The organism is Shewanella algidipiscicola (assembly GCF_003605125.1).
Taxonomy (GTDB): Bacteria; Pseudomonadota; Gammaproteobacteria; order Enterobacterales; family Shewanellaceae; genus Shewanella; species Shewanella algidipiscicola.
Map to the genome: position 1 here is coordinate 24,139 of NZ_QPQT01000009.1, position 15,443 is coordinate 39,581.

Here is a 15,443-nt window from a genome sequence, read left to right on the forward strand (position 1 = left end):
TTTAACTCAGCCTATCGTTATCCGTCGCCTTCTATTACAAACCCGCTTTACTACCAGTCATCTTGATTAAAAACCACCTAGATTAAAAGTCATCAGCGATGACCTACCCGCTTTATTAAAAGCCACTTCATTGCAAGCCAGCGCAATTTTAAGATAAGCAGCACCAACTTAGTTGATGGTTATCACGGCATGAGACCCAAACTGCCTCTCGATGAATAGTCCCCAGCATAGAGTCAACTGAAGGGATTGGGTTACTGCGACCAAAAGCATATACAGCCAAAAATTTACCATAAGCGAATCTCACTATGCCTTTGTCTAAGGAAGCCTTTAAAACCATCCACCAGCTCGCTAAGTCAGGGAGTGTTGCGGTTGCAGCCCAATAACTCATGCCAAAGGCAGAGGGCAAGCGCTCAAGCTCGGCAACCTATGAGGCTCTGACCACAGACCTAAGCGGCACCTGTGATACTTAAGCGATAGCCATTGAGTGAGTCGGGTTGAGTCTACGGTCAAAAAACCATGAGTCAGTAATAAAAAGGCCATGCCTTCTGTATCAGAAGACATGGCCTTTTTTATGCGCTTTTTTATGAATAAGAACAGATCAATTAAGAACAGAACAATCAAATGGCGGGGACTTTAAACTCGGTGCCAGCCACTTCAAGCACCACATCGCGAGGTCTTATCTCGACGATGCGTAATACGCCGCCAATCATATCTCCTTGCTGTAATTCGGCGCCATCGACATTAAGCCAGCGGTTATCAGGGCTACTGGCATAAACATGGGCCAAAATTGTAAACTCAGGGACCTGTAGCTGCACACCTGCCGGTAACTGCCCATATTTAGGTAGTGTATCGGCGCTAGGCTCAGGAATAGGATCAAGCTTAGGCTCGGTCACTGGCGTTGCCACCGCCTTATCTATCTCTACTGCTTTTAATGCCGCCTCAAAGGCCGCGAGTAAATTATCGCTTGGCGGCTCACTTTGACTCACTGTTGCATTGCGCGCCTGTGCGTTGGTTGCGTTGCTAAAGCCCACATCTTTAGCAGCTTCATCGACTTGTGCCTGCAGTGAATTAAGCAAGTCTTGACCACGTTGATTACTATTCGCGCCTAAAATGATGGGCTCTTGTGCATCGTAATCTGTCACTTCGGTTGCCATGGCGATGGTGCGCGATCCCTGCGCCAAATTAGGTCGCTCACTGATAGGTACTGGCTGCGCTTGATAATCCATAGGCCGTGCTATGGGTACAGGCAATGCGACTTTTCCCGCCAGCTGCACATTTGGGCTCGACGGCTGAGTACCGACGGACACATCGGCTTGTGGGCTAGGATTAGCTTGTGGGCTGCGACTGACCTTAGGGGGCGACATTGACGCTAGCGCATCAGGCTGTCGTGTCACTGAGCGCTCCGGTAACGGCGCCTTAAAGGCACTTTGGCGTAGCGGGCTGGCACTACTAAGCAACCATGCCGCCAATACTGCTAACCCCAGCAGAGTGGCAAACAGCGCCCACTTCAATCCAAGGTGACGAGTACGGTTCATCGCCTGATATTGAGCACGCGGGGTAATAATTGCATCCAGAGGCTGCTCTTGCTGTTTCGCCCGCATCACGGCATCGAGTAAAATAGACATCAGTAGCGCCCCCCACTTTCTTGCAGCCGCGGCCCTTGGTCACTCAAGTAAAGATTAAGCTGCACTAAGGTTTGGCTGCCGGCAATGGCATCGGCCCGTAAACCATGCTGGCGTTGAAACGCCCGCAGCGCCTGCTCTAACTCATCGTCAAATTGGTTAACCAAACGCGGAGATTTTTGTTGGATATGTGCCAGCGCATTTTCAAGCCATTGCACCTGCGCAATTGGCGCGCCGCGACCTATCTCTTTAGGCTGGTAACTGGGCGCCTGCCATAAAATTTCGAAGGTGCCACTGAAATGGCGAGTAAACCAAGCTCTGTCGACCCACAATTGCTGCTCGCCCAGTTGCAACAACAGTTGCTCACCTTGGCGCGACACCACAGTGCCATAAAATGGTTGCTGATTTTCATCTTGCAGATACACCACCGCAGGGTAGTTTAACCGTAGCAGCGAAAACCAGTTACCTTGTTGCTGAAAACAATCGAGCCCTTGTTGCTGCGCCGACTGACAAGCCGTTAAGCCGATATAGGGCGACTTGCCCCACAAGCCTAAAATACTGGCGTAGGCGCTATCTATGTTGCGGCTCTGCTCTATAGCTTGACGCAAAATCTGTTGACTGGCGCTCAGTTGCGCCGACTTAGGCGCGCTCATGCTATCAAGGTCATCTGACGGTTGAGGAATCGCCCCCCAATCGCCTGAGCGCTCGCGCTGCGCCACTTGATTAGGCATCTGACTCGCTGAAGCGCCCGCACCTGAACTTAGCGCAGCACTGGAATTGGTACTCGGCTCTGCAACCAGATTAAGCTCGCCACGCTCATCAGTGTGGTTAAATAGATAAAATGCCCCCGCAAAGGTGAATACCACGGCGGCGGCCGCTGCCGTAGGCCAAAAAAGCGATCGCGACTTAACCTCTTCGCCGAGCACTTCCGTTGCCGCTGTGCGCACCATGTTGGCATCAATCGGCACCTTAGATTGCGCGTAACCGGCCATCAAGGCGCGCTCACACAACAGATTAATCAACCGCGGAATACCGCCACTGTATTGATGCAAGGCTTTGATTGCACTGCGATGAAACAAAGGCTCATGCCGCCCCGCTACCTGCAATCTGTGCTGCACGTACAAGGCAATCTCTTGCTGAGTCAAAGGCAATAAGTGATAACGGGCGGTGATGCGCTGGGCTAATTGACGTAACTCTTGGCGTTTAAGTAGTTGCTGCAGCTCTGGCTGACCAATCAAAATGACTTGTAATAGTTTTTTAGTGTCAGTTTCGAGATTGGTTAACAGACGCAGCTGCTCAAGAACTTCGGCGCGCAGATGCTGCGCTTCATCAATGATCATCACGGTATTACGTCCGCGTTCATGGTTCGCCAATAAAAACTGGCTTATTTTATCGGTAAGCTGCTTAAGACTCGGCTCGGGGCCATATTCGATATTCAATGCATCGCACAAGGTGGCTAACAACTCTAACTCGGTTAGCGAAGGATTAAGAATAAAGGCGGTGTCGGTATTGTCCGGTAACTGATTGAGCAAGGTACGCGATACCGTGGTTTTTCCTGTGCCAACTTCGCCCGTAAGCAGTACAAAGCCCCCCGTCTCACCTAGGCCGTAGGTCAAATGCGCCAACGCCTCACGATGACGGTCACTTAGAAACAGATAATGCGGGTTGGGTGCAATAGAAAATGGGTTATCGTTAAGTCCATAAAACGCTTTGTACATGCAGGCTGTAGTCCCAAAAAATAATTGACACTCCAAACTAATCTTTAGCCGATCCATTGTCAAAAATTAGCCTAAAATATTTGCGTGCCGCCGCATTGCAAACAGTACAATCACGCCTCGTTAGCATGATAAGCTAGAGGCAAAGTAAGCAAAGAGACTCTAACTGGTGAAAATTTATCTCGTAGGCGGCGCCGTCCGTGACCAATTACTGCAACAGCCTATCAAAGATCGTGATTACATGGTGGTCGGTGCGACGCCAGAGCAGATGCTGGCTCAAGGTTACAATCAAGTGGGTAAAGATTTCCCAGTGTTTCTGCACCCTAAAACCCAGCAAGAATATGCTTTAGCGCGCACCGAACGTAAAACGGGCGCTGGCTACGGTGGCTTTAGTTGTTACGCCGCCCCCGATGTCACCCTGGAAGAAGATCTGCTGCGCCGCGACCTAACCATTAATGCTATCGCACAAGATGAAGATGGCACCCTCGTCGACCCTTATGACGGCCAACGCGACATAGAACTGCGTTTACTGCGCCATGTATCGGCAGCTTTTGTCGAAGACCCACTGCGTGTGTTACGGGTGGCCCGTTTTGCCGCCCGTTTTCACCATTTAGGCTTTAGTGTTGCGCCAGAAACCATGGCGCTGATGCAGCAGATCAGTCGCAGCGGCGAACTCGACACATTAACCCCAGAACGGGTATTTTTAGAATTAGACAAGGCACTGGCAACCGATGCCCCGCAAGTGTTTTTTGAAGTATTGCGCCAGTGCGCTGCGCTACCTATTTTATTCCCCGAAATTGATGCTCTATTTGGTGTCCCCCAACCAGTGAAGTGGCACCCTGAGATCGATACTGGCGTGCACACCATGATGGTACTCGAACAAGCCGCAAAATTATCACCAGAACCCGCTATCCGCTTCGCCGCCCTAGTACACGACTTAGGCAAAGCCCTTACGCCGCCAGAACTACTGCCGAAGCATCACGGCCATGGACAAAAAGGATTGACGCCGATCAGGGCGCTGTGCACACGCATTAGGGTGCCTAATGAATATCGCGATCTGGCTTTACTGGTGAGCGATCAACATCAAAATGTGCATCAAGCTTTTGAGCTAAAGCCGCAAACTATAGTCAAAATATTCGACAAAGCCGATCTCTGGCGCAAGCCACAGCGGTTATCTCAACTGTTGATTGCCTGTGAGGCCGACATGAAAGGCCGTAGCGGATTTGAAGAGCACGACTACCCGCAGGCTCAATACTTACTAGACTGCTTTGAGGCGGCACAAAACGTCGCTATAAAACCCATTATCGATGCAGGTTTTACTGGGGCCGACATCAAAACCGAACTACAGCGCCAGCGCATTGAAATTATTACAAAGTATAAAGTTAAACATCCCAAAAAGGATACCGAGCACTCACATAAGATTGATTGATGGTGATCAAGGATCAAAATTGACAGAAATTATCCACAGAGTCTTGCTTTTGGTCACTCGTGAGATATTGTATTGCAAGGTAAACACGAAAATTCATAGCAAAATAATATAGCTATGACATAATTAACTGGTTGCAGTTGAGTTTCAACTGCTCCATTTAAATCCAACACACTCTAAAGGGATTTCCCATGAACAAAAAAGTACTTATGCTTGCTGGCGTAGCAATGACGGCCCTTCTTGGTGGTTGTGCAAACACTACTGCTCTAGAAGAAAGCGTTGCAAACCTAGGCAACAAGGTTGATCAACTATCTGCTGAAGTGAGCTCTCTTAAGTCTGAGCAAGGCGCTCTTTCTGCAGACGTTAAAGATGCAAAAGCAGCAGCTATGGACGCACAAGCTGAAGCTAAGCGTGCTAACGGCCGTATCGACAACATCGCTTCTTCTTACAAGAAGTAATTTGTCTCAAAGTTAAGCTTATTTTTATAAGTGAACTTTCAAGGCTTGGTTAATGGTGAATAAATGTGCCACTTATCGTGACACACACCAGACCAAGCCTTAATTTTTGGCGTTATCCAGACTCTCACAGCCAAAGCGAATCAAAGCCGTTAGTCATAACAATCATTACTCGCCCAGCGCCTCTATACCTTGCGGTTAATACAACTAAACTCCCTGCAGATTCTAATACAAAGTTAGCATCTGGCGTCCTTTTCAAATCCTCACCTCGACCATAAATGTCATATGTTATGTAAGCCAAACTTGACTTACCGTTATTGAAGAGTGGCTCAACGACAATAACATCCACGCTATGTTGATGGCGGCGTACCTTCTCCATTAACAACAACGGCCTCAATTTGTACCAAGGCATCCATAGGGGTGACGGTAATTCCAACGATTGTTGAAGCCCTAGTTCAGCCATACTCGACCACAAAATAGAGCCTCATTAAGCATTATAGGGCTCCATCGCCTTGGCGTAGCCTGCTGGGGAAAATCTCGATGTGATAATAAGCATCAACAGCAGAGCGAAGATCACCATCAACCAAGCAACCTGAAAACTACCGGTCGATTGGCGAAGTATTCCAGCAACATAAGGAATGACAGCCGTGATGATAAAACCAATCCCCTGTATAAATGCGGTTAATGCGCCTGCTATCTTGGGAGTTGCCAGATGTTCAAGAGCCACAGTTAAAGTCAGTGCAAAGCAGCTGCCAAGTCCAGTACCTATCATCGCAACCCACACAAGCATCATTGGCTCTGGTACCAGCACTAGCCCAATGAATCCTACCAACTGAATACCTATCCCCAAAAACAGCCATAGGCGTCGGTCTCGTTCACCTGACAACGCAGGTCCCGCCAATGCGGCGATTACTTGAAACAACGTCATGATACCTATGAGCTCACCACTGCTCTGCGCGCTCCAGCCGAATTCCTGAGCATAACTTGGTAACCAAGCGATCATGCAGGCGTAACCACCGTTTGCCAGTCCAAAGTAGCATGCCAACAACCACGCACGGCGATGGAAAAAAAAGTGAATTGAGACGCCATGATTCTCAGCCGCTAAAGCTTCGCGTGGTCTTAACCCCCACAGCAGCATAGCGAGGATAGCAGGCACTAACCAAAGGCCTAACCCAGCTCCCCAACTACCGTAGTAATGCGCCACCATAGGGCTGAATATTGCAGCAAGGCCACCGCCAGCCATCAAAGACGCTGAGTAAATCCCCATCGCCAGAGGCACACGTTGTGGATACCAGCGTTTAACGACACAGGGCATTATCGCCTGCACTATGGCAATTCCCGTCCCCGCCAGCAGCGCACTGCCAATGAGCGCGGCGCCATCACCTAACCATAAACGCCATAGACTCGCTAAAACGATGGCCAGTAACCCAACTGTTATCCACACACTTTCACTCATCCGCTGTCCTAGCCAAGGCAGCAGCAAAGGAAACAGCCCCATGCAAAACATAGGCAATACGGTTAACAGTGACGCCGCTTGTAATCCCATTGCCATACTACAGCGGATCTCTAGCAGTAACGGACCTATGGCAGTGATCGCCGGGCGCAGGTTGAGTGCCAATACGGCAATGATGATCATAGGCCAAAAAGCAGCCAGGCTAAGTTGGCGCGTAAGGGGCGTGGGCGCCTTGTTATTGTCAGTGTTCATAGGTAAATGCTGGCCGATCAGAGGAGAAAGTCGGCGCACGGCGCCGACTGTCGTCATATCAAGGGATGGTTAGAAAGGCTTGTAAGGCAGGAATTTACCATCAAGGGTGATCACCGCACGAGAGCCACCTTCGGCATCTTCGACTTTCTTGATGTCCATCTTGAAGTTGATGGCGCTGATGATGCCATCACCAAACTGCTCATGCACTAGGGCTTTTAGCGTTGTGCCGTAAACCTGCATCATCTCATAAAAACGATAGATAGTCGGATCGGTTGGCATGTTGTTTTCAACGCTGCCACGCAATGGAATCGTTTGCAATAGTGCAATCGCGCTATCATCAAGACCAAGAGTTTTACCCACCTTTTGGGCGGCTTCGGCAGGTAATGGCTGCTGACCTAACAAGGCGGCAGTAACAAACACATCACTTAGGCCCGTACCCTCGGCAATTTGCTCGAACGACAATTTTTTTTCTGCTTTGGCAGCAATAATCACGTCAGTTAACGCCTGACGAGCGGTATTGCTAACTTGAGATTGGATCATAATAATACCTCTTTTGAGTTAAGTAAGGGTTATACAGCGACAGGTAGCTGTATTGGATAGGCGCGGACATCGGTATTGTCCGCAAGGGAAACAAAGGTGTTAGTGGCACCATTTAACGCATCAATACGGCCCGACTCGATATCGTAAACCCAACCATGTAAAGCCAAGCGCCCCTCGCCTAAAGCCAGGCGTACTGATGGATGCGTTTTAATATTTTCGAGTTGAGCTATGACATTTTCGCGTACCATAGCTGCAATACGGTCTCGTTCACTGACATGGGGACGTGCTTCGTTAACGATACGAGCCGAGTCTGCATAGCGCAGCCAGCTGCCAACTGCAGGCATATGATCCATGCACTTACATGCGGCTATCGCGGTCATAGCGCCACAATCTGAGTGACCACAAATGACGACATCGGTGACGCGCAGTGCCGTAACTGCGTATTCCACTGAAGCTGATACACCACCAGGCTCTGGGCCGTAAGATGGCACTATGTTGCCAGCGTTACGAATAACAAACAGTCCACCAGGTTCATGCTGGGTAACCAGTTCAGGCACTAAGCGACTGTCCGAACAGGAGATAAACAGCGTGCGCGGATTTTGCTTAGTGGCCAGATTTTTGAACAGCTCGGCGCGCTCGGGAAATGCGTCGCGCTGGAACTTTAAAAAACCTTCAATGATCTCTTTCATGGCGGTGCCTCTCTCTAATTGATGCAGTGAATGTTACGCCCGCCTTGTAATAAGGTAAAAGACCGATATATTATTACCGCTATAAGCAATACTTATAGGTAAGCCATGCTATTACGACATATCAATTATTTTCTCGCGGTTGCACAGCACCGCAGCTTTACGCGAGCCGCAAGCTCCCTGTATGTGTCGCAGCCAGCGTTATCACAACAGATAAAACAATTAGAGGAGAGCCTTGGAGCAACCCTGTTCGATCGCACAGGCCGCACCATAAAGCTGACCGATGCAGGAGAGGTCTATGCCCGCTATGCTCGGCGCGCCCAGCAAGATTTAGAAGAGGGTCAGCGGGCGATTCATGATGTCCAAGATATGAGTCGCGGCACGCTGCGCATTGCCATTACCCCGACCTTTACCGCCTATCTTATTGGCCCGTTAATACAGGGATTTCATCAGCGCTATCCTAACGTCACACTGAGCGTGCAGGAGATGTCACAAGAACGGATGGAAGATCACCTGCTCGATGATAAGTTTGATCTGGGAATCGCCTTTGAAGATGTACAGTCTGCCGATATTGCCGCGCAAACACTGTTAGAGGAAACACTGGCATTGGTGGTGGGACGCGAGCATCCACTTGCCAAGATGGACGCGATTGACCTGCCCACACTAAGTGAACAGTCACTGGTCTTGCTAAGCAGTGAGTTTGCCACCCGAGAACAGATTGATCGCTATTGTCGCCAGCATCAAGTGCAGCCGCGCGTGCTCATGGAAGTTAACTCTCTCAGTGCGGTGATTGAGATAGTGCGCCACACAGGGCTGACCACCTTGCTGCCATCCAACATTGCGAGTAATCGCGACGAACTCGTTTCAATTGCCCTTGCGCCCTCTTTGTTACAACGAACGGCCGTGTTAATGCAACGCAAAGGCGCCTATCAAAGCGCTGCAGCGGCTGCATTTATTGAGTTAGCCCATAAGTTAGTGGCCGATAAATTCACCTGAGCTGTACCGCTGTTTAAGCAAATAAAATGCTCATGACGGTAATAGGCCTACAAGTGCACTTAAGGTCCCCCATCGCCTGAGTGCTTTTGGGCGCACTGCTACACAGTTTACCCATAAAAAATAAGCATAAAAAAAGCGCCCACTGGGCGCTTATTAATTGCAATTTGTGCATATTGACACGGATATTAATTCCCTGACCAGCTCAAGTCTGAGCTGTTTACGTCATCACGAGTGATGAGCACTGGGATACCATTTTGAGTCAGTATGGCATCGTTGGCTTTAGCCCTATCGACCTTATCTTGGCTGATGAACTTTACCATTTGACTGTTTAAGGTGATCACCTTATTGCTGGGCTCATCTTCCGACTCAGATAATGGCGAATGCACCTCAATAATATGCCTGCCATCTGGCTCAGCCGATATTTTCACCGCTTGATTTATCACTCGTACGTTATCGCCATACTTTGACTGATTAAATAACCACTCAATATCGTCGGGGTTAAGCCTTATACAACCAGCACTGACGCGCATACCGATACCAAAATCTTTATTGGTACCGTGGATCAGATAACTACCATCGCCATAAGAGAGTTGCATTGCATATTGGCCTAAGGGGTTATCGGGCCCAGCTGGCACCACGCGCGGTAACACTTCGCCACGTTCGCGTAAATGGTCGGCGCGAATACTGGCCGGCGGTGTCCAACTTGGGTTAGGAATACGCGACTTAATTTTAGTCACCATCTCAGGCGTTTCACGCCCAACACGGCCAATACCGACCGGAAACACATGGACTTCACGGCCATTTTCGGGGAAATAATAGAGACGCAGTTCTGGCAAATTAATCACAATACCTTGACGCGGAACATCCGGCAGCAACATCAGTGTCGGTATGGTCAATTCCGTGCCAGGCGTGGGCAAAAAAGGATCGACACCAGGGTTCGTTTCCATTAACTCTAAAATACCGACATTATATTGATCGGCAATAGTCTTAAAATACTCCCCCTGCTGAACCACATGCGTCTGTAATTCACCAATCAGGCGTCCACCATTGGTTGGTAAAGAATACACATTAGCAAGTGTATAGCACGGCAATAACCACAAGATGACCAACAGCATTTTACGCATCATCGATTTTACTTCCTAATCTGGGTGTTAATGGCCTAACCTTAATGAGTTAAAGGGTACCTTGAGCCAAGCCTATTTTCTAGTGCTCAATGTTAGATAAGGCTAATTAACCTTTTCAATCATTTGTTTACGACTCAGGGTAAGGTAAAAATCAACTTCAAGTTGGCTAAAGTCCCCAGTTGACATCTGCCGCTTCACCTTATCGGCCGCTCGCCAAGCATAGGGCGTCATCTCCAATAGGGTAACCGCCTCATCAGGGGTGACATTAAGCGTAAAACTCACTCGCTGTTGATGGATAAGCTCAAGCCCTTTCGCTAAAGTGGGAACGGCAGGTTTTTCGGCTAAGTCCTTATAGAGATACTGCTTAATTTGCCACAGATGGCGCGGGCCGGGTGAAACCTGTACAAACAAACCGTTAGGCTTAAGCACACGTAACAACTCTTTGCCTTTAAGTGGCTTATCGATAAGTGTCACAATATCGAAGCACTCATCCACAAAGGGAAGCTGCTTTAACTGGCTGACGATGTAGGTTGCCTCTGGGTGACTTTTAACCGCCGCAAATAAGGCATTTTCCGCCTCACCTATCCCTGTTTGACTGCTGTTTGTTGTCACGCCTTGGAGGGTATCGGTCAGGGATCGCAAGTAAAAGCCGTCACCACAGTCAAAATCTAAGTGGTTAACCGCAACATTTTGGTCTGTCACATATTCTGCCAATGCGAGAGTCAGCTGCTGTTTTAATGCATCTAGCAGCGGAGTAAACACGCCAGACTCAAGCAAGAAACGCTTAGCGCGCATCACCTGACGAGAGTCCATGTGCGGCTTTTTAGCTTGGCTGAAAACCCAATACCCCTGCTCATTTTTATCTAAATGATGCTTCTTTGGGCAATGTAGCCCTTGTGAAGCCTCATGGATCGACATCTGAGCTTGGCAAACGGGACATAAATAATGGCTGTTCATGGGATCTCTTTAATAATTCATGGTAAATAAAAACGTTAAGCGAAAATCACCACACACAACACTGCACCTAACGCTAGGCGATAAATAACAAAGGGTGTCATCCCCATGCGGCTAATAATTTTAAGAAAATAATGAATACAAAGGTATGCCGCCACAAAAGAGAGCAAGGTTCCCAAACCTAAGGCTTGATAGTCTAGCGCCTCACCACTTTCAATGAGATCTTTAACCACTAAAATAGCGGCCCCTAAACTGACTGGTACCGACATTAAAAATGAAAAGCGTGCTGCCGCTTCGCGGCTCAAGCCTAACATCAAGGCGGCAGTTATGGTGGCACCAGAACGCGACGTCCCCGGGATCAACGCCATCGCTTGGGCGATACCTATCACTAGGGCTTTCTTCCACCCGACTTGAAACTCACTAAACCCTTCTCGCGTCATGCGGTCCGCCCACCAAAGTAGCAGACCAAATACTATGGTGGTAAAGGCAATGACTTCAATATTGCGCAGGTGGGTGGCGATAAACCCTTTGGCAGTAAAGCCCACAATCACCGCGGGAATGGTGGCTAAAATAATCCACCATGCGAGTTTGCTTTGCTCATCTTGCTGGCCGCTAGCGATGCTGCCCGTCCAAGCGGTAAACATCGACCATAACTCACGGCGAAAATAGATAACCACAGCCAACAATGAGCCGGTATTCACCGCAACATCGAAGGTTAATCCTTGATCTTGCCAGCCTAAAAGCTGGGCGGGCAGAATTAAATGCGCCGAGCTAGAAATAGGTAAAAACTCCGTAAGGCCCTGGATAAGTGCCAATACAATTACCTGAAACGTATCCATATTTATCCTTTATCGATGGATTGTTAGTAACACCAATGAAATTCAATCGGCCACAGCTTTTGCTGCGACTTATCAAAGTTATCCCACAAGGTTTGGTAGGTTTGTTGCTCGACGGGATGCAGTAAGGTCGGCGCGATCTCGGCTAATGGCCACAGTACAAAAGCATTGGTGGTGATCTCTGCGCGAGGCAGTTCTACCGGGATTTGACCCACCCAGTCGTCATACAGTAACAGGTCAAGATCTAAGGTTCGTGGGCTGTATTTTTTGGCCCCTAAACTGCGGCCATTGTCTTGTTCTATGCGTTTAAACAGCGCAACCACTTGCGCTACAGATAATGGCGTGTCGCCAGCCACCACCATATTGAGAAAATTACTACCCTTAAATCCCACCGCTTCGCTTTCAAATACCGACGATAGGCACAGGTTTGAAAAGTGATCTGTTAACGCCTTAAGGGCCACATTAAAATAATGCTCGGCGTCAATATTACTGCCAATACTAATAAAAATACGCGCCATAGTATTATAGATGACCTCGTTGTATTTCTACGCCGACAGCGGATGCTGAAGGGACGGCTCCGGGCTTCATCACTTTCACTTTTACCCAAGGCACATCAAACTCCGTCATCACGCACTTAGCGCACATTTCGGCAACGGTTTCGATGAGTTCAATTGGCTTTTCGGTAATAAGCTCAACTAAACGATTAGAAACCGTTTCATAGCACAACGCATATTGGTAATCGTCGCTGTCGGCGGCCGGGCCATTATCCCATGCCATTTCCAGATCGATTAACAACTGCTGATGGATCTGCTTTTCCCACTCGTAAATCCCAATCACTGTTTCCACTTTCAGTTGTGAAATAAGCACCTTGTCCATAATGCCTCCCGCTAGGCAAGTTAAGTGTTGGCAAAAAGAGGTCTAATAAGCTAATGAGTCCAACCTTGATATAATGACAAAATTGCACAGATAACTGTGTTTACCCCTTTCGTACAGCTAAAAACCCAAGTAGGATAAGCTGCTGTAATGGCATCGAAACAGGGTCTATGAGAACGGATGACATCGCCCCGCTGCTCATTACAACCGCTCTATCAACCAGTGCGTAAAATATAAGGTTAATGAGAGGCCTCGATGCTAGGTCGCGATAATACCTTAAGAAGGATAAGGAAACCAATTTGAGCTTAACGCTGTTGACCCTAGCGATGATTTTGATCGCCTACTTGGCCGGTTCAATCTCCAGTGCAGTGCTAGTGTGTCGTCTTCGAGGGTTACCCGACCCCCGTAACGAAGGTTCTGGTAACCCTGGCGCGACCAATGTCTTGCGCATTGGTGGCGCGAGCGCCGCAGCCACGGTATTGCTCTTCGATATGCTTAAAGGCGCCATTCCTACCTACATTGCTTTTCGCCTCGGTGTCGATGCCGTCCCCTTAGGCATTATCGCTATTAGCGCCTGCCTAGGGCATATCTTCCCTATCTTTTTTAAGTTTAAAGGTGGAAAAGGGGTTGCCACCGCCTTTGGCGCCATGGCCCCTATCGGTGCTGACCTATCACTGGCTTTAATGGTGACATGGATAATCTTAGTCATTATCTGCCGTTATTCATCCTTAGCGGCCATTATAACCGCTTTTTTAGCACCTCTATATACTTGGTATTTCGACGACCGCTTCACCATCCCCGTAGCCATGTTGTCCATGTTAATCGTGATCCGCCATCGAGAAAATATCGCTCGCCTGTTAAAGGGAGAAGAGTCGAAAGTGTCGCGTAAAAAGAAAGAAAAAGCCCAGTAAAAGGGCTACTTTGTACTGGGCTATTCACAGGCTAACGGCACGACTAGACTGGCGGTAATGAATCTAACGGCCAGCGTGGCATACCTTTAACAGCTAAATCTTCTATCTGGCCAGCTTTTAAACGCTGCATACCCGCATAGGCGATCATCGCACCATTATCGGTACAGAACTCACCACGTGGATAATAAACTTGCCCACCAAGATCTTGCATCATTTGTGCTAAAGATGCCCTTAAGCGACTATTGGCACTCACGCCTCCGGCTATCACTAAGCGGTTATACCCAGTTTGCTTAAGCGCGCGCTTACACTTGATGGCTAAGGTATCAACCACAGCCTCTTCAAATGCGCGGGCAATATTAGCGCGAGTCTGCTCATCATCGGGCTCGGCGGCAATCGTATTGGCGGCAAAGGTTTTCAGCCCTGAAAAACTAAAATCAAGCCCTGGGCGATCTGTCATAGGGCGTGGGAAACGATAACAATTAGGCAGTCCTTGAGCGGCCAATTTTGCCAATCTTGGGCCTCCGGGGTAATCTAAGCCCATCAGCTTGGCGGTTTTATCAAACGCCTCACCGGCAGCATCATCAACCGATTCGCCCAGCACCTGGTAACGACCTATGCCTTCAACCGCGACCATCATCGAATGGCCACCTGAGACCAACAAGGCCAAAAAGGGGAATTCAGGCACATTAACTTCGAGCATAGGCGCGAGTAAATGCCCTTCCATATGATGAACGCCCACAGCGGGTTTCCCCCAGGCAAAGGCCAACGCTCGGCCAACACAAGCACCGACGAGTAAGGCACCGACTAAACCAGGGCCTTTAGTGTAAGCAATACCGTCAATATCATCTTGGGTGCAGTTAGCATCGGCTAATGCTTGCTTTATCAACGGCACTATTTTACGGACATGATCGCGCGAGGCCAGCTCAGGGACCACCCCACCATAATCGGCGTGTAACTTAACCTGACTGTAAAGTGTATGAGATAAAAGCCCTTTCTCGTCGTCATAAACGGCAATACCGGTTTCATCACAAGATGTCTCTATACCTATAACTCGCATCGTTTCCTGTCTACCTAAATGAAGTGGCGGCCAATTTTACCTGCTCTGTGGCAATTATACCAATCGATAAATAGCCTCCCTCTTCCCCCTTTGCCGCGACGGCGTTATAATGGTCGATTATCACGCTATATCAGGGCTCAGGACTCACCAAGTCCAGCGTCCAGTGCTAAACTTGATCTAAACACCGAGTAAAGATCGCACATAAGATCGCTACAAAGGGGTTTACAAACTATTGGTAGTCGGTATAGAATTCCGCACCATTTTTAAATTAACTTGAGTTAATTAGTTAACTCAATACAACCTACACCTAAGGGGTGATGGCGTATGCCAATTATTAAAGTACGTGAAAATGAACCATTTGACGTAGCTTTACGTCGTTTCAAGCGCTCTTGTGAAAAAGCTGGTATCTTAGCCGACGTTCGTGCTCGTGAATTTTACGAGAAGCCAACTACTGCACGTAAGCGTGCTAAAGCCGCAGCAGTTAAGCGTCTTGCTAAGAAGCTTTCTCGTGAAAATGCGCGTCGCGTACGTTTATACTAATCT

16 protein-coding genes are annotated in these 15,443 nt (G+C 48.6%); 5 read left to right on the top strand and 11 right to left on the bottom strand.

Annotated elements, in window-relative coordinates; all coding sequences use genetic code 11:
* Window positions 1-617: 617 nt before the first annotated feature.
* Together DVO77_RS11160 and DVO77_RS11165 are read right to left on the bottom strand one after the other, a co-directional pair.
* The gene (locus tag DVO77_RS11160; protein WP_119978391.1) at window positions 618-1,625 is read right to left on the bottom strand and encodes a general secretion pathway protein GspB; all 1,008 of its coding nucleotides are present in this window, start codon (window positions 1,623-1,625) and stop codon (window positions 618-620) included.
* The gene (locus DVO77_RS11165; RefSeq protein ID WP_119978392.1) at window positions 1,625-3,340 is read right to left on the bottom strand and encodes an ExeA family protein; all 1,716 of its coding nucleotides are present in this window, start codon (window positions 3,338-3,340) and stop codon (window positions 1,625-1,627) included. The genes DVO77_RS11160 and DVO77_RS11165 overlap by 1 nt, the downstream gene beginning before the upstream one ends.
* Window positions 3,341-3,506: 166 nt before the next feature.
* Between DVO77_RS11165 and DVO77_RS11170 the strand changes: the two genes are divergently transcribed.
* Together DVO77_RS11170 and DVO77_RS11175 are read left to right on the top strand one after the other, a co-directional pair.
* Window positions 3,507-4,766: a multifunctional CCA addition/repair protein gene (locus DVO77_RS11170; RefSeq protein WP_119978393.1), complete on the top strand. Its 1,260-nt coding sequence runs from the start codon at window positions 3,507-3,509 to the stop codon at window positions 4,764-4,766.
* Between the two features lie 188 nt (window positions 4,767-4,954).
* A complete protein-coding gene (locus tag DVO77_RS11175; protein ID WP_119978394.1) occupies window positions 4,955-5,221 on the top strand; it encodes an Lpp/OprI family alanine-zipper lipoprotein in 267 nt (88 codons plus the stop codon).
* Window positions 5,222-5,705: 484 nt separating this feature from the next.
* On the opposite strand, the gene DVO77_RS11185 is transcribed toward DVO77_RS11175, so the two are convergent.
* The 3 genes from DVO77_RS11185 to DVO77_RS11195 form a co-directional block, all read right to left on the bottom strand.
* Window positions 5,706-6,923, bottom strand: a complete 1,218-nt coding sequence (locus tag DVO77_RS11185; protein WP_119978396.1) for a CynX/NimT family MFS transporter — start codon at window positions 6,921-6,923, stop codon at window positions 5,706-5,708.
* A 69-nt stretch (window positions 6,924-6,992) separates the two neighbouring features.
* Entirely contained in the window at window positions 6,993-7,463 is a 471-nt protein-coding gene (gene cynS, locus DVO77_RS11190; protein ID WP_119978397.1) for a cyanase, read from the bottom strand.
* A 29-nt stretch (window positions 7,464-7,492) separates the two neighbouring features.
* On the bottom strand, window positions 7,493-8,152 hold the full coding sequence (locus DVO77_RS11195; protein WP_119978398.1) for a carbonic anhydrase: 660 nt from the start codon (window positions 8,150-8,152) through the stop codon (window positions 7,493-7,495).
* 105 nt (window positions 8,153-8,257) lie between these two features.
* On the opposite strand from DVO77_RS11195, the gene cynR reads away from it, so the two are divergent.
* Window positions 8,258-9,145, top strand: a complete 888-nt coding sequence (cynR, locus tag DVO77_RS11200; RefSeq protein WP_119978399.1) for a transcriptional regulator CynR — start codon at window positions 8,258-8,260, stop codon at window positions 9,143-9,145.
* Window positions 9,146-9,330: 185 nt separating this feature from the next.
* On the opposite strand, the gene DVO77_RS11205 is transcribed toward cynR, so the two are convergent.
* From DVO77_RS11205 to folB, 5 genes are all read right to left on the bottom strand, one after another.
* A complete protein-coding gene (locus DVO77_RS11205; RefSeq protein ID WP_119978400.1) occupies window positions 9,331-10,272 on the bottom strand; it encodes a L,D-transpeptidase family protein in 942 nt (313 codons plus the stop codon).
* A gap of 99 nt (window positions 10,273-10,371) precedes the next feature.
* Entirely contained in the window at window positions 10,372-11,226 is an 855-nt protein-coding gene (locus tag DVO77_RS11210) for a methyltransferase domain-containing protein (RefSeq protein ID WP_119978401.1), read from the bottom strand.
* Window positions 11,227-11,261: 35 nt separating this feature from the next.
* Window positions 11,262-12,062, bottom strand: coding sequence for an undecaprenyl-diphosphate phosphatase (locus DVO77_RS11215; RefSeq protein WP_119978402.1), 801 nt, complete (start codon window positions 12,060-12,062; stop codon window positions 11,262-11,264).
* 23 nt (window positions 12,063-12,085) lie between these two features.
* The gene (folK, locus tag DVO77_RS11220; protein WP_110456061.1) at window positions 12,086-12,577 is read right to left on the bottom strand and encodes a 2-amino-4-hydroxy-6-hydroxymethyldihydropteridine diphosphokinase; all 492 of its coding nucleotides are present in this window, start codon (window positions 12,575-12,577) and stop codon (window positions 12,086-12,088) included.
* Window positions 12,578-12,581: 4 nt separating this feature from the next.
* A complete protein-coding gene (folB, locus tag DVO77_RS11225) occupies window positions 12,582-12,935 on the bottom strand; it encodes a dihydroneopterin aldolase (RefSeq protein ID WP_110456060.1) in 354 nt (117 codons plus the stop codon).
* Window positions 12,936-13,231: 296 nt separating this feature from the next.
* On the opposite strand from folB, the gene plsY reads away from it, so the two are divergent.
* Window positions 13,232-13,843, top strand: a complete 612-nt coding sequence (plsY, locus tag DVO77_RS11230) for a glycerol-3-phosphate 1-O-acyltransferase PlsY (RefSeq protein WP_119978403.1) — start codon at window positions 13,232-13,234, stop codon at window positions 13,841-13,843.
* 43 nt (window positions 13,844-13,886) lie between these two features.
* Here the strand turns inward: plsY and tsaD are convergent, their stop codons facing one another.
* A complete protein-coding gene (gene tsaD, locus DVO77_RS11235) occupies window positions 13,887-14,900 on the bottom strand; it encodes a tRNA (adenosine(37)-N6)-threonylcarbamoyltransferase complex transferase subunit TsaD (RefSeq protein WP_119978404.1) in 1,014 nt (337 codons plus the stop codon).
* A gap of 324 nt (window positions 14,901-15,224) precedes the next feature.
* Between tsaD and rpsU the strand changes: the two genes are divergently transcribed.
* Complete coding sequence (gene rpsU, locus DVO77_RS11240) at window positions 15,225-15,440, top strand: 30S ribosomal protein S21 (RefSeq protein WP_006080725.1); 216 nt, start codon at window positions 15,225-15,227, stop codon at window positions 15,438-15,440.
* Window positions 15,441-15,443: the final 3 nt, after the last annotated feature.

Coding starts and splice junctions, on each gene's coding strand:
- DVO77_RS11160 (WP_119978391.1), bottom strand. CDS start 1,625: ATGTCTATTTTACTCGATGCCGTGATGCGGGCGAAACAGCAAGAGCAG.
- DVO77_RS11165 (WP_119978392.1), bottom strand. CDS start 3,340: ATGTACAAAGCGTTTTATGGACTTAACGATAACCCATTTTCTATTGCA.
- DVO77_RS11175 (WP_119978394.1), top strand. CDS start 4,955: ATGAACAAAAAAGTACTTATGCTTGCTGGCGTAGCAATGACGGCCCTT.
- DVO77_RS11185 (WP_119978396.1), bottom strand. CDS start 6,923: ATGAACACTGACAATAACAAGGCGCCCACGCCCCTTACGCGCCAACTT.
- cynS (WP_119978397.1), bottom strand. CDS start 7,463: ATGATCCAATCTCAAGTTAGCAATACCGCTCGTCAGGCGTTAACTGAC.
- DVO77_RS11195 (WP_119978398.1), bottom strand. CDS start 8,152: ATGAAAGAGATCATTGAAGGTTTTTTAAAGTTCCAGCGCGACGCATTT.
- cynR (WP_119978399.1), top strand. CDS start 8,258: ATGCTATTACGACATATCAATTATTTTCTCGCGGTTGCACAGCACCGC.
- DVO77_RS11205 (WP_119978400.1), bottom strand. CDS start 10,272: ATGATGCGTAAAATGCTGTTGGTCATCTTGTGGTTATTGCCGTGCTAT.
- DVO77_RS11210 (WP_119978401.1), bottom strand. CDS start 11,226: ATGAACAGCCATTATTTATGTCCCGTTTGCCAAGCTCAGATGTCGATC.
- DVO77_RS11215 (WP_119978402.1), bottom strand. CDS start 12,062: ATGGATACGTTTCAGGTAATTGTATTGGCACTTATCCAGGGCCTTACG.
- folK (WP_110456061.1), bottom strand. CDS start 12,577: ATGGCGCGTATTTTTATTAGTATTGGCAGTAATATTGACGCCGAGCAT.
- folB (WP_110456060.1), bottom strand. CDS start 12,935: ATGGACAAGGTGCTTATTTCACAACTGAAAGTGGAAACAGTGATTGGG.
- tsaD (WP_119978404.1), bottom strand. CDS start 14,900: ATGCGAGTTATAGGTATAGAGACATCTTGTGATGAAACCGGTATTGCC.
- rpsU (WP_006080725.1), top strand. CDS start 15,225: ATGCCAATTATTAAAGTACGTGAAAATGAACCATTTGACGTAGCTTTA.